General features: G+C 73.7%; 8 protein-coding genes. 6 read left to right on the top strand and 2 right to left on the bottom strand.

Annotated elements, in window-relative coordinates; genetic code table 11:
• The 3 genes from E1300_RS40565 to iolD form a co-directional block, all read left to right on the top strand.
• On the top strand, window positions 1–778 hold a 778-nt coding region (locus E1300_RS40565), incomplete at its 5' end, for a Cgl0159 family (beta/alpha)8-fold protein (protein ID WP_131762604.1).
• Window positions 775–1,665, top strand: coding sequence for a 5-deoxy-glucuronate isomerase (iolB, locus tag E1300_RS40560; RefSeq protein WP_131762603.1), 891 nt, complete (start codon window positions 775–777; stop codon window positions 1,663–1,665). The genes E1300_RS40565 and iolB, both read left to right, overlap by 4 nt.
• Window positions 1,662–3,491, top strand: a complete 1,830-nt coding sequence (gene iolD / locus E1300_RS40555) for a 3D-(3,5/4)-trihydroxycyclohexane-1,2-dione acylhydrolase (decyclizing) (protein WP_131762602.1) — start codon at window positions 1,662–1,664, stop codon at window positions 3,489–3,491. The genes iolB and iolD overlap by 4 nt, the downstream gene beginning before the upstream one ends.
• Before the next feature lie 416 nt (window positions 3,492–3,907).
• Here iolD and E1300_RS40550 read toward each other — a convergent pair whose 3' ends face one another.
• Both E1300_RS40550 and E1300_RS40545 read right to left on the bottom strand, forming a co-directional pair.
• Window positions 3,908–4,639, bottom strand: a complete 732-nt coding sequence (locus tag E1300_RS40550; protein ID WP_131762601.1) for a DUF7873 family protein — start codon at window positions 4,637–4,639, stop codon at window positions 3,908–3,910.
• A gap of 76 nt (window positions 4,640–4,715) precedes the next feature.
• On the bottom strand, window positions 4,716–6,413 hold the full coding sequence (locus E1300_RS40545) for an AfsR/SARP family transcriptional regulator (RefSeq protein WP_131762600.1): 1,698 nt from the start codon (window positions 6,411–6,413) through the stop codon (window positions 4,716–4,718).
• A gap of 189 nt (window positions 6,414–6,602) precedes the next feature.
• Between E1300_RS40545 and E1300_RS40540 the strand changes: the two genes are divergently transcribed.
• The 3 genes from E1300_RS40540 (at window position 6,603) to E1300_RS54370 (ending at window position 12,828) form a co-directional block, all read left to right on the top strand.
• Entirely contained in the window at window positions 6,603–7,373 is a 771-nt protein-coding gene (locus E1300_RS40540) for a hypothetical protein (RefSeq protein WP_131762599.1), read from the top strand.
• Between the two features lie 253 nt (window positions 7,374–7,626).
• Window positions 7,627–12,321, top strand: coding sequence for a HAMP domain-containing hybrid sensor histidine kinase/response regulator (locus tag E1300_RS40535; RefSeq protein WP_131762598.1), 4,695 nt, complete (start codon window positions 7,627–7,629; stop codon window positions 12,319–12,321).
• Between the two features lie 9 nt (window positions 12,322–12,330).
• Window positions 12,331–12,828 carry an ANTAR domain-containing protein gene (locus E1300_RS54370; RefSeq protein WP_131762605.1) on the top strand — a complete coding sequence of 166 codons (498 nt, stop codon included), beginning with the start codon at window positions 12,331–12,333 and terminating at the stop codon, window positions 12,826–12,828.
• The last annotated feature ends 50 nt before the right edge of the window (window positions 12,829–12,878 follow it).

The following is a 12,878-nucleotide window of genomic DNA, read 5'->3' as shown; positions in this document are numbered from 1 at the left end:
CGGCGCCCGCGGCCGGCTGCTGATCATCGCGGCCGACCATCCCGCGCGCGGCGCGCTGCGCGCGGGCGGCGACCCGCTCGCCATGGGCGACCGCGCCGACCTGCTGGAGCGGATCTGCGTCGCGCTGGCGCGCCCCGGCGTGGACGGCGTGCTCGGCACCCCCGACGTCATCGAGGACCTGCTGCTGCTCGGCGCGCTGGACGGCAAGATCGTCCTCGGCTCGATGAACCGCGGCGGGCTCGCCGGCGCCGCGTTCGAGATCGACGACCGGTTCACCGCCTACACCCCGTCCGCGATCGCCGCGGCGGGCCTCGACGGCGGCAAGATGCTGCTGCGCGTCGACCTGGACGACCCGGCGACCGCCCGCACGCTGGAGGCGTGCGCGCACGCGGTGACGGGCCTCGCCGAGCGCGGCCTGACGGCGATGGTCGAGCCGTTCATCGCGACCCGCGACGGCGGCGGCGCCGTCCGGAACGTGCTGACCGGCGAGGCCATGGTGCGGGCCGTGTCGATCGCGGCGGGCCTCGGCGCCACGTCCGCGCACACCTGGCTGAAGATCCCCGTCGTCGACCGGATGGAGGACGTCATGGCCGCCTCGACCCTGCCCGCCGTGCTGCTCGGCGGGGAGGTGCCCGCCGACCCGGACGCCGCGATGGCCGGCTGGCAGAAGGCGCTCGCGCTGCCGACCGCCCGCGGCCTGGTCGTCGGCCGGACGCTGCTGTACCCGCCCGGCGACGACGTCGCCGCCGCCGTCGACGCCGCGGCGAGGCTCCTGTGAACCTGGAGGAGATCACGCCGGAGGGGGCCGGCTGGACGTACTCGGGGCTGCGGGTCCTCACGCTCGGACCGGGGGAGGAGGCGGAGCTGCGCACGGGCGGCGCCGAGACGCTCGTGCTGCCGCTCGCCGGGTCGTGCGTGGCGACGATCGGCGTCCCGGCCGACGAGGTCGCGGTCACCTTCGAGCTGCACGGCCGCCCGGACGTGTTCTCCCGGGTGACGGACTTCGCCTACGCGCCCCGCGACGCGACGCTGCTCGTGTCGTCCCGGGAGGGCGGGCGGTTCGCGTTCCCGTCGGCGCGCTGCGAGCGGCGCCTGCCGCCCCGCTACGGCCCGGCGGAGCGGGTGCCGGTCGAGCTGCGCGGCGCCGGGGCGATGTCCCGCCAGGTCAACAACTTCTGCACCCCCGAGGCGTTCGAGGCCGACCGGCTGATCGCCTGCGAGGTCCTGACGCCCGGCGGGAACTGGTCGTCCTACCCGCCGCACAAGCACGACGAGGCGACCCCGACCGAGGCGGTGCTGGAGGAGATCTACTACTTCGAGGTCGCGGCGTCGCCCGGCGGCGGCGAGGGCATGGCCTACCAGCGCGTGTACGGGACGGCGGAGCGCCCCATCGACGTCCTGGCGGAGGTCCGCACCGGCGACACCGTCCTGATCCCGCACGGCTGGCACGGCCCGTCGATCGCCGCGCCCGGCCACGACCTGTACTACCTCAACGTGATGGCCGGGCCCGGTCCGGAGCGGGCCTGGCGGATCTGCGACGATCCGGCGCACGCCTGGATCCGCGACACCTGGCCGGACCTGCCGGCCGACCCGAGGCTGCCGATGACGTCGGCCGCCGGACCTTCCACCGAACCGACCAGCGAACCGAGAGGCGGGGAACGATGACGGCGACCGAGCGGCTGACCGTCGGGCAGGCGGTCGTCCGGTTCCTGGCGAACCAGTGGACGGAGCGGGACGGCGAGCGGCACCGGTTCTTCGCCGGCTGCTTCGGCATCTTCGGCCACGGCAACGTGGCGGGCCTCGGCCAGGCGCTGCTGGAGCGCGCCGACGACCTGCCCTACCGCGCGGCCCGCAACGAGCAGGCGATGGTGCACGCCGCCGTCGGCTACGCCCGCGCGCACGACCGGCTCCGCGCGTACGCCTGCACCACGTCCATCGGCCCCGGCGCGACCAACATGGTGACCGGCGCGGCGCTCGCGACGATCAACCGGATCCCGGTCCTGCTGCTGCCCGGTGACATCTTCGCCACGCGCGCGGCCAACCCCGTCCTCCAGGAGCTGGAGGACGCGCGCTCCTACGACGTGTCGGTCAACGACTGCTTCAAGCCCGTCTCCAAGTACTGGGACAGGATCAACCGCCCGGAGCAGCTCCCGTCCGCGCTCCTCGCGGCCATGCGCGTGCTGACCGACCCGGCCGAGACGGGCGCGGTGACGCTCGCGCTGCCGCAGGACGTCCAGGCGGAGGCTCACGACTGGCCGGAGGAGCTGTTCGCCGAGCGCGTGTGGCGGATCCCCCGCGCGGTCCCGGAGCCCGCCGTCCTGGACGAGGCGGCCGCGCTGCTGCGGGCGGCCGAGCGCCCGCTGATCGTCGCGGGCGGCGGCGTGATCTACTCGCGGGCCACCGCGGAGCTGGCGGCGCTGGCGGAGGAGACCGGCATCCCGGTCGCGGAGACCCAGGCGGGCAAGGGCTCGCTCGCGTGGGATCACCCCGCCGCCGTGGGCGCGATCGGCGCGACCGGCACCGCCGCCGCGAACGCGCTCGCCCGGGACGCCGACGTCGTCCTCGGCGTCGGCACCCGCTACAGCGACTTCACGACGGCCTCGCGCAGCCTGTTCGCGAACCCCGGCGTCCGGTTCGTCAACCTGAACGTGGCGACCCCCGACGCCGTCAAGCACGCCGGCGTCCCGCTGACCGCCGACGCCCGCGTCGGCCTCGCCGCCCTCCGGACGGCCCTCGCCGGCCACGCCGTCGCGCCGTCCTACCGGGACGAGGCCGCGGCGCTGGCGTCCCGCTGGAACGCCGCCGTCGACCGCGCCTACGCGGCGAGCGGGACGTCGCTGCCGTCCCAGCCGGAGATCATCGGCATCGTCAACGAGGTGAGCGGGCCCCGCGACGTCGTCGTCTGCGCCGCCGGGTCGATGCCCGGCGACCTGCACAAGCTGTGGCGCGCCCGCGACCCGAAGGGCTACCACGTCGAGTACGGCTACTCGTGCATGGGCTACGAGATCGCGGGCGGCCTCGGCGTCAAGCTCGCCGCGCCCGACCGCGAGGTGTTCGTGCTGGTCGGCGACGGCTCGTACCTGATGATGGCGCAGGAGCTGACGACCGCGGTCGCCGAGGGTGTCAAGCTCGTCGTCGTGCTCGTCCAGAACCACGGGTTCGCCTCGATCGGGAACCTGTCGGAGTCGGTCGGCGCCCAGCGCTTCGGCGCCGCCTTCCGGATGCCCGGCGACCTCGCGGCGAACGCCGCCTCGCTGGGCGCGGACGTGCTGCGCGCCGCCACCGCCGAGGAGTTCCGCGCCGCCCTGCTGAAGGCGCGCGACGCGTCCCGGACGACCGTCGTGCACGTCGAGACCGACACGAGCGTCGAGGCACCGGACAGCGAGGCGTGGTGGGACGTCCCCGTCGCGGAGGTGTCGGCGCTGGAGTCGACCACGCGCGCCCGCGCCGCCTACGAGGAGAACAAGAGGACCCAGCGCCCCCTTCTGTGATCCCCCGGAACAGCGGTGGACCCCGGAACATGCCCATGTTCCGGGGCCCTGAAGGTGCCGCTGCGTGCGCACGCCGGCGGCGTTTAAGGGGACGGATCAGTCCTGAACTTCGTCGCGCTCTACCTTTGAGCCACCGCGGCATGGAGAGCCGCGGGCCAGAGTCGAACTGGCATCTCGGCGAGAGTCGTCCGTCCCCGCTCGATCCGGCGATGAGCGGCGATGCTGAGCCTGGAGCGAGAGCCTGAGCTTGACCGGGCCGCCTCTGCCGATTGGGCCACCGGGGCGCGGAGTGCCCCGGAGAGGATTCGAACCTCCAGCTGTCACCGCGGATTCAGGTTGAGCTTCATTCTCAGCTTCGGGGCCTCGCGGCCCCGCCCCCGCGCTCCAGCGGGGGAGTCTTCAGTTGTGGGTGGTACTCACGCGAAGAGGTAGCCGAACACCGCCTCCCCGACCTTGCGGTCGGTCACCTCGGCGCCGTTGGCCTCCTCGCGCGCGAACTTGACCGCGGCCTGGAGCTTGCTGACGCGCTCGCGGAGCTCGTTGACGCGCCGGGCGGGCAGCGCCCCGGAGAACGCGATCTTCGTCCAGGTTCCGACGATGACGTCCTCGGTGTAGGTCTCCACCTGGGCGGGGTGCTCGGTGGTGGCCTCGTACAGGACGTGCGCGCGGGGGATCTTCTTGGTGCGGGTCGTCCTCACCGGCTCGGTCCGCCACACGTCGGCGGACTCGTCGAACGTCCACGACTCCGCCGCGTCCAGGACGGGCAGCTTGTCGACGAACGTGTGCAGGTCGGTGAGCTGCTTCTCCAGGAACAGCAGGTGCGACACCGGCACGTCCGCGAGGATGGTCCGCCCGTCGACGACGACGTCGGCGCGGGCGTCGCAGTTCGCCCAGTCCTTGGTGGCCGTGATGTCGAACAGCCGCGTCAGCGCCCGCGCGGCCTCGGCGAGCATCGCCTCCGCCTTGACCTGCACCCGCGTCGACTCCGGCGGCAGCACCTCGCCCTCGTCGTCGAGCGGCTGGTAGGTCCGGGAGATGCCGGACAGCAGCGCCGCCTTCTGGAGGCGGTGGTGCAGGTCGGTGAGCTCGCGCTGCGCGCGGGACTTCGCGCCCTTCTCCACCGCGATGATCTGGTTCAGCTTCGTCATGGCCGCCCCGTTTCCCCGTGATGTATCGGGAGCAACCGTACTGTTCCAGGATCGGCTTCGCATTCGGGTTTCCGGGCTACGGATCCGTCCGCTCCACCCCGGTCGGCTCCGCCGGATCCGCGGCCGGAGGGACGGCGATCAAGGTCTCGTGCAGGGCGCGGACGACGGCGGCGGGCAGGACGCCCCGGGCGATGAGGTCCTCGGGGGAGGCGAAGCCGCGCGCTCCCCGCGTCGTCGCGACGAGCTTGGCGTGGTAGGCGCCGACGCCGGGCAGCGCGGCGAGGACGTGCTCGGGCGCCCCGTTGACGTCGACGAGCCCGCCGTCGTCGAAGCCGCGGGCGAGGTCGGGCCGCCCGACGCCGAGCTCGCGCGCGATGTCCGGGCGGGCCGCGAGCAGCGTCCGCGCCTGCTCGCGGCGCGCCCGGCGCTCGATCATCTCGACCACGGCCGGGGACGGCGCCGCGGGCGCGTCCCGGCGTCCGGCCCCCAGGTCGGAGGTCAGCACGGCGACGTGCACGGCGCCGCCGAACATCGCGATCAGCCAGGCGGTCATCGCGAGGCCGTCGTACGGCGAGGAGGCGTCCTCGTCCGTCGCGAGGACGATCGTCAGGAACAGCGCCATCAGCGCGAGGTAGCCGGCGGACGCGAGCCCGAGGAGCACGCTGCGGCGGCGCGCGGCGAAGTAGGCCGTCAGCGCGAACGTGCACAGGCCGAACGTGCCGATCGGAGCGAGGACGGCGAGGAGCCGCAGCGGCCACGGGCGCGGCGCAGGGGGGCGGTCGTACGGCATGCGCACCGTCCATCCCGCGTCCGGCGGCAGGACGGGGATGGCGTCGTCCACCGGCTGCGCCGGCGAGGTCGCCATCTCCTGGGCGGTCACTCCGGCGCGGCCGGCAGGCGGGGACGCCGCGAGAGGCGGCGCCGCGAGGGACGGTGCGGCGAAAGACGCCGCCGAGGCCGACGCCGACGGCGCGGGCGGCGGCGCGGGCGGTTCGATCACCGGTTCGTCGCGCAGGATGTCCAGGTGGAGCCGCTGGAGGCGCTCGCCGGGCTCGACCCCGAACTCCTCGGCGAAGAAGGCCCGGGTGTCGCGGTAGGCGGCCAGCGCCTCAGCCTTCCGGCCGCACCGGTAGAGCGCCAGGATGTGGAGGTGGCGCAGGCCCTCGCGCAGCGGGAACTCGTCGACGAGCCGGGACAGCTCCGGGACGAGCTGCGCGTGCCGCCCGAGCTCCAGCTCTATCTCGGCGACGGCCTCCGCCGCGCTCGCGCGCTCGTCCGCGAGCCGCAGGCGGGCGGCGTCGAAGACCGCGCCGCGGATGCCGTCCAGCACCGGGCCCCGCCACATCGCCAGCGCGGCCCGCAGCCGCGCCGCGGTCTCCTGCGGCGGTGCCTGCCCGCGGCCGGCCAGCGCGTCCCGGACGTGGTCCTGGAAGACCTGGGCGTCGAGCCCGCCCGGCGGGACGCGCAGGGCGTAGCCGCCCGCGGTGAGGGCGATGAGCCGGCCCGGCGAGCGGGGCGAGCGGTCCGGCTCCAGCGCGCGGCGCAGCCCGGCGACGTACTTCTGGACGACGTTCGCGCCGTTGTCGGGCGGCTGGTCGGCCCAGACGGCGTCCACGATGGCGGGGACGGGCACCGTGCGCCCGGCGTCCAGCAGCAGGACGCCCAGCACCGCGCGCTGCTTGCCGGGGCCGAGGTCCACCTCGCGGCCGTCCAGCCGGGCGCGGAGCCGCCCGAGGATCTCGAAGCGCGGGACACCGCTGTGTGCGTCGGCCACGGGACACCCTCACTCCCTGTGCGGCGGCGAGCGCGCGGGGGCGCCGGCGATCCGGCGGCGGTCGTCCGGCGGTGGCACGGCAGCCGTCCGGCAGCGCGCGCCCGGTGACCGCAGCATAACGACAGAGATCCGGCATCGGCACGCCGCAGGCTGCGACCGAGACCACGGAGAGACCTGAAGGGGACAACGATGCGCATGCACGCAACGGTCGCGCCGGCCCTGCTCGTACCGGCCGCGCTCACGCTCTTCCTCGCGACCGCCTGCGGCGGCGGGACGGGCGCCAGGACGACCTCCGCGACGGCCGGGACGGCGACCCGCGCCGCGGCGTCGCCCACCGGGTCGCCGACTCCGGCCGCGAACGGTGTGGAGCGGCTGCCGGCGGCCGAGATCCTCGCCCGCGCCCGCAAGGCGACGCTGGCGGCGAAGTCGGTGCGGCTGCACGGCACCGTCAGGGAGGACGGCGAGAAGGTCGGCCTCGACTTCCGGTACTCGGGCACGGACGCCGCCGTCGGCGACGTGACGTTCTCGGGGCAGCGGATCAGCCTCGTCCGCATCGGCAGGTCGGTGTACATCAAGGGCGACGACGCGTTCTGGAAGGGCGTCGGCGGCGCCGGGGCCGTCCAGCTGCTGTCCGGCAAGTACCTCAGGACGACGCCGAAGGACCGGGGCTTCCGCGACCTGGCGAACTTCACGACCCGGTCGAAGCTGTTCGCGGAGATCCTGTCTCCCGAGGGCACCGTGCGGAAGGGGAAGGCGGCGACGGTCGGGGGCGCGCCCGCCGTGGCGCTGGCCGACGGCACGGGCGGCCTGCTGTACGTCGCGACGCTCGGCGAGCCGTACGCGCTGCGCCTGGAGGGCCGCAAGGAGGGCCGGATCGACTTCGACGGCTACGGGGCGGCGGTCACCGTGCAGCCTCCGCCGGCGTCCCAGGTCGTGGACGTGTCGAAGCTCAAGCCCTGACCCGGCGGCGTGGGACCCGGCGGACGCGCCGGACGGGGGAGATGATGGGCCGGCGGGCCGCCGGGGGCGCCCGCCGGCCCGCGAGCGTGTCCGGATACCGTGTCCTGCCGCGGGGGACCGGCTCACCCTCCATCGGGGTGGGGTAACCTCACAGCGCCGTTAGTTGCATTTCTGCAAGGATCGTACGGGAGCGCGGCGGCGCAGCGACCGTGCGGCCGCGTCCCGGGAACAGTGAGAGCAGGGGTCGGGACACATGGGTGAGGCTTCCAGCGCGCAGGCGTCCCAGACGGCACGCGGCCGGTCCGACGGCGAGGTCGGCGAGGCCGAGCTCCGGCAGCTCCTGGCGGGGCTGACCGCCGTCCGGGACGGCGACTTCGGGACCCGGCTCCCCGACGGCTCCGACGGGCTGCTCGGCGAGATCGCCGTGGTGTTCAACGGGATGGTCGACCAGCTCTCGCTGTTCACGTCCGAGGTGACGCGGGTGGCGCGGGAGGTCGGCACCGAGGGGCGGCTCGGCGGCCAGGCGAAGGTGCCGGGCGTGTCCGGGACGTGGGAGGACCTCACCGACTCGGTCAACGCCATGGCGGGCAACCTGACCACACAGGTCCGCGACATCGCGCAGGTGGCGACGGCGGTGGCCAAGGGCGACCTGTCGCAGAAGATCGACGTGGACGCGCGCGGGGAGATCCTGGAGCTGAAGAACACCGTCAACACGATGGTGGACCAGCTGTCGGCGTTCGCGGCCGAGGTGACCCGCGTGGCGCGCGAGGTCGGCAGCGAAGGGCGGCTCGGCGGCCAGGCGGACGTCAAGGGCGTGTCGGGCACCTGGCGCGACCTGACCGACTCGGTGAACTTCATGGCGGGCAACCTGACCACGCAGGTCCGCAACATCGCCCAGGTGACCACGGCCGTCGCGCAGGGCGACCTGTCGCAGAAGATCGGCGTGGACGCGCGCGGGGAGATCCTGGAGCTGAAGAACACCGTCAACACGATGGTGGACCAGCTGTCGGCGTTCGCGGCCGAGGTGACCCGCGTGGCGCGCGAGGTCGGCACCGAGGGGCGGCTGGGCGGCCAGGCCGACGTGAAGGGCGTGTCGGGCACCTGGCGCGACCTCACCGACTCGGTGAACTTCATGGCGGGCAACCTCACCGGCCAGGTCCGCTCCATCGCCCAGGTCGCGACCGCCGTGGCGAAGGGCGACCTGTCGCAGAAGATCCGGGTGGACGCGCGCGGGGAGATCCTGGAGCTGAAGGACACCATCAACACGATGGTCGACCAGCTCTCGGCGTTCGCCGACGAGGTCACCCGCGTCGCGCGGGAGGTCGGGACCGAGGGGCGGCTCGGCGGCCAGGCCGACGTCAAGGGCGTCTCCGGCACCTGGAAGGCGCTGACCGAGTCGGTGAACGTCATGGCCGACAACCTCACCGCGCAGGTCCGCTCGATCGCGGAGGTGACCACCGCCGTCGCGCTCGGCGACCTGTCGCAGAAGATCCGGGTGGACGCCCGTGGCGAGATCCTGGAGCTGAAGGACACCATCAACACGATGGTCGACCAGCTCTCCGCGTTCGCCGACGAGGTCACCCGCGTGTCCCGCGAGGTCGGCACCGAGGGCAACCTCGGCGGCCAGGCGACCGTCCGCGGCGTCAGCGGCACCTGGAAGGACCTCACCGACAACGTCAACGTCATGGCCTCGAACCTGACCGGCCAGGTCCGCTCGATCGCGCAGGTGGCGACCGCGGTGGCGCGCGGCGACCTGTCGCAGAAGATCACCGTGGAGGCGAAGGGCGAGGTCGCCGCGCTGGCCCAGGTCATCAACACGATGGTCGACACGCTGTCGGCGTTCGCCGGCGAGGTGACCCGGGTGGCGCGCGAGGTCGGCACCGAGGGCCAGCTCGGCGGCCAGGCGCAGGTCCTCAACGTCGCCGGGACGTGGAAGGACCTCACCGACAACGTCAACTCGATGGCCAACAACCTCACCAACCAGGTCCGCAACATCGCGCAGGTGACCACGGCCGTCGCGCAGGGCGACCTGACCAAGAAGATCGACGTGGACGCGCGCGGCGAGATCCTGGAGCTGAAGACCACGATCAACACGATGGTGGACCAGCTGTCGGCGTTCGCGGCGGAGGTGACCCGCGTGGCGCGCGAGGTCGGCAGCGAGGGGCGGCTCGGCGGCCAGGCCGAGGTCGAGGGCGTGTCCGGGACGTGGAAGCGGCTCACCGAGAACGTCAACGAGCTGGCCGGCAACCTGACCCGCCAGGTGCGGGCGATCGCCGAGGTGACGAGCGCCGTGACGTCCGGGGACCTGACCCGGTCGATCACCGTGGACGCGTCCGGCGAGGTCGCCGAGCTCAAGGACAACATCAACCTGATGGTGAAGTCCCTGCGCGACACCACCCGCGCCAACCAGGAGCAGGACTGGCTGAAGACCAACCTCGCGCGGATCTCCGGCCTCATGCAGGGCCACCGCGACCTGTCCGCGGTCGCCGAGCTGATCATGGACGAGCTGACCCCGCTCGTGTCCGCGCAGTTCGGGGCGTTCTACCTCGCCGAGGACAACGGCGGCCTCGAACTGACGCTCATCGGCTCCTACGGCTACCCCGAGGACGGGGACCCCGGCGCCCCGTCCCGGCCGACCCGGTTCCGCGCCGGCCGCTCGCTCGTCGGGCAGGCCGCCCGCAGCAGGCAGACGATCGCGGTCGAGGAGGTCCCGGCCGGCTACGTCACGATCTCCTCGGGGCTCGGCTCCGGTGCCCCGGCCAGCCTGATCGACCTGCCCATCGTCGTCGAGGACCAGGTGCTCGGCGTCATCGAGCTGGCGTCGCTGCGGCCGTTCAGCCCCGTCCAGCGCGACTTCCTGGAGCAGCTCCGCGAGAGCATCGGCGTCAACGTCAACACGATCGTGGCGAACGCCCGCACCGACGAGCTGCTCGCCGAGTCGCAGCGCCTCGCGGGCGAGCTGCGGGCGCGGTCGGAGGAGCTCCAGGTCCGGCAGGAGGAGCTCCAGCGGTCGAACGCGGAGCTGGAGGAGAAGGCGGCGCTGCTCGCCACGCAGAACCGCGACATCGAGGCCAAGAACCTGGAGATCGAGCAGGCCCGCCAGGAACTGGAGACGCGGGCCCAGCAGCTGTCGCTGGCCTCCAAGTACAAGAGCGAGTTCCTCGCCAACATGAGCCACGAGCTGCGGACGCCGCTGAACTCGCTGCTCATCCTCGCGCAGCTCCTCGCCCAGAACCCCGCCCGCAACCTGACGCCGAAGCAGGTCGAGTACGCCGGCATCATCCACTCCGCCGGCTCGGACCTGCTCCAGCTCATCAACGACATCCTCGACCTGTCCAAGGTCGAGGCGGGCAAGATGGACCTCACCCCCGAGCAGGTCCCGCTCCGCCACCTGCTCGACTACGTCGAGGCGACGTTCCGGCCGCTGACCACGCAGAAGAGCCTCGACTTCCGGATCACCACCGGCCCCGGCGTCCCGGACGAGATCCTCACCGACGGCTCCCGGCTCCGGCAGGTGCTGCGGAACCTGCTGTCGAACGCGGTGAAGTTCACCGACACCGGCCGGGTCGAGCTGCGGATCGAGAACGCCGCGGCGGACGAGCTGCCCGCCTCGATGCGGGCGCACGGCCGCGCCCTCGCCCTGCGCGTCATCGACACCGGCATCGGCATTCCCGAGCACCAGCTCGAAACGATCTTCGGGGCGTTCCAGCAGGCGGACGGCACCACGAGCCGCAAGTACGGCGGCACCGGCCTCGGCCTGTCGATCAGCCGGGAGATCGCCTTCCTGCTCGGCGGCGCGATCATCGCCGACAGCACCGTCGGCAGCGGCACCACCTTCACCTTCTTCCTGCCGATCGCCCGGCCCGACCTCCGCATCACGCCCGCGCAGGTCGCCCTGCCGACCGCGGAGGCCGGAGCCGGGGCCGAGGGGGCGCCGGACGGGGACGCGGCGTCCTCCGCGTCCTCCGCGTCCTCCGCGTCCGCGACGTCCGACGTCCCGGCGGCCGGGACGGTCATCGCCGGATCGGCGCTGCCCGGCGACCCGGCGCCGCCGCAGGCGCCCGCCCGCCGCCTTCTCGTCATCGAGGAGCGGCACGGCGGGCTGCTGTCCCTCGTCGCCGAGAGCGCCGTCGCCGACAGCCGGCACATGGGCGACACCGGCGGGCACGTCCAGATCGTCACCGCCGTCGGGGCCGAGGAGGCCGCCGCCGCGCTGGCCGCCGAGCCGTGCCACTGCGTCGTCCTCCAGCTCGACATGCCGGACGACGGGGCGCTGCGGTTCCTGGAGGCCATGGACGGCGACCCGGCGCTGCGCGGCTTCCCCGTCCTCGCGCACAACAACCGGCGCCTGTCCCCGGACCGGGAGCGGCAGCTCCAGCTCCGCGCCGACACCCAGCCGCTGGAGCTGCTGCGGAGCCTGGACGAGCTCCGCGAGCGGATCGCCCTGCACCTGGCCGCCGAGCAGCCGGGGGACGTGCTGCCGCTCGTCCGGCACGGCGACGCGGGCGAGCAGTCCGCGCCGGAGATCGACGCGTCGCTCGCGGGCCGGCTGGCGCTGATCGTCGACGACGACGCCCGCAACGTCTTCGCGCTCACCGGCATCCTGGAGGTGCACGGCATGCGCGTCGTCCACGCCGACAACGGCCGCGAGGGCATCGAGGCCCTGGCCGCGCACCCCGACATCGAGCTGATCCTGATGGACGTGATGATGCCGGAGATGGACGGCTACACCGCGACCGCCGCGATCCGGGCCATGCCCGAGTACGCTGAGCTGCCCATCGTCATGGTGACGGCCAAGGCGATGCCCGGCGACCAGGAGAAGAGCCTCGCCTCCGGCGCCAACGACTACATCACCAAGCCACTGGACGCCGATGACCTCCTCGCCTGCATCCGCCGCTGCCTCGACGAGCCGGGGCCCGACGCCCCCGGAGCCGCCGGCGGGGAGTGACCGGTGACGATGGAACCGTCCGGACCGGACGGGCTGGAGAAGCCGGCCGCGCCGGACAGGCCGGCCACGCCGGACGGACCGGGCGCGCGGAACCGCCCGGCGGCCGTCCGCGCTCCCGGGATCAGCCGCCTCGCCGCCACGGTGGAGCGGCTGGAACGGCAGGTGCGGGACGCCCAGGCCGCCGCGGACGGGCGCGGCGTCCTCGAACTCGCCAAGGGCGTGCTCGTGGAGCGGCTGCACTGCGGCCCGGCCGAGGCCGAGCGGCAGCTCCGCCTGCTCGCCGAGGAGGCGGGCCGGCCGCCGCTCGAACTGGCGGCCGAGATCATCAACCAGGCGGCGCGGGACCGCGTCTCCGAGGCCACCCAGGAGTTCCTGCGGCAGGCCGCCGACCCGTCCGGCGACCCGTCCGCGGGGGCGATCGACGGGACGGCCGGCGCCGCGCCCGGGCGCGGGGACGGCGGCGGCGCGGGAGATCGGAAGAGCACACGTCTGAACTCCAGTCACTAAGAGGAATCTCGTATGCCGTCTTCTGCTTGAAAAAAAAAAAAAAAAAAAAA

Source organism: Actinomadura fibrosa (assembly GCF_900659615.1).
Classification (GTDB): domain Bacteria; phylum Actinomycetota; class Actinomycetes; order Streptosporangiales; family Streptosporangiaceae; genus Spirillospora; species Spirillospora fibrosa.
This window is presented reverse-complemented; position numbering and strand designations above follow the sequence as displayed.

Bases quoted from the DNA above. Each gene is read 5' to 3' on its own strand.
- iolD (WP_131762602.1), top strand. From the start codon at position 1,662: ATGACGGCGACCGAGCGGCTGACCGTCGGGCAGGCGGTCGTCCGGTTC.
- E1300_RS40550 (WP_131762601.1), bottom strand. From the start codon at position 4,639: ATGACGAAGCTGAACCAGATCATCGCGGTGGAGAAGGGCGCGAAGTCC.
- E1300_RS40540 (WP_131762599.1), top strand. From the start codon at position 6,603: ATGCGCATGCACGCAACGGTCGCGCCGGCCCTGCTCGTACCGGCCGCG.
- E1300_RS40535 (WP_131762598.1), top strand. From the start codon at position 7,627: ATGGGTGAGGCTTCCAGCGCGCAGGCGTCCCAGACGGCACGCGGCCGG.
- E1300_RS54370 (WP_131762605.1), top strand. From the start codon at position 12,331: ATGGAACCGTCCGGACCGGACGGGCTGGAGAAGCCGGCCGCGCCGGAC.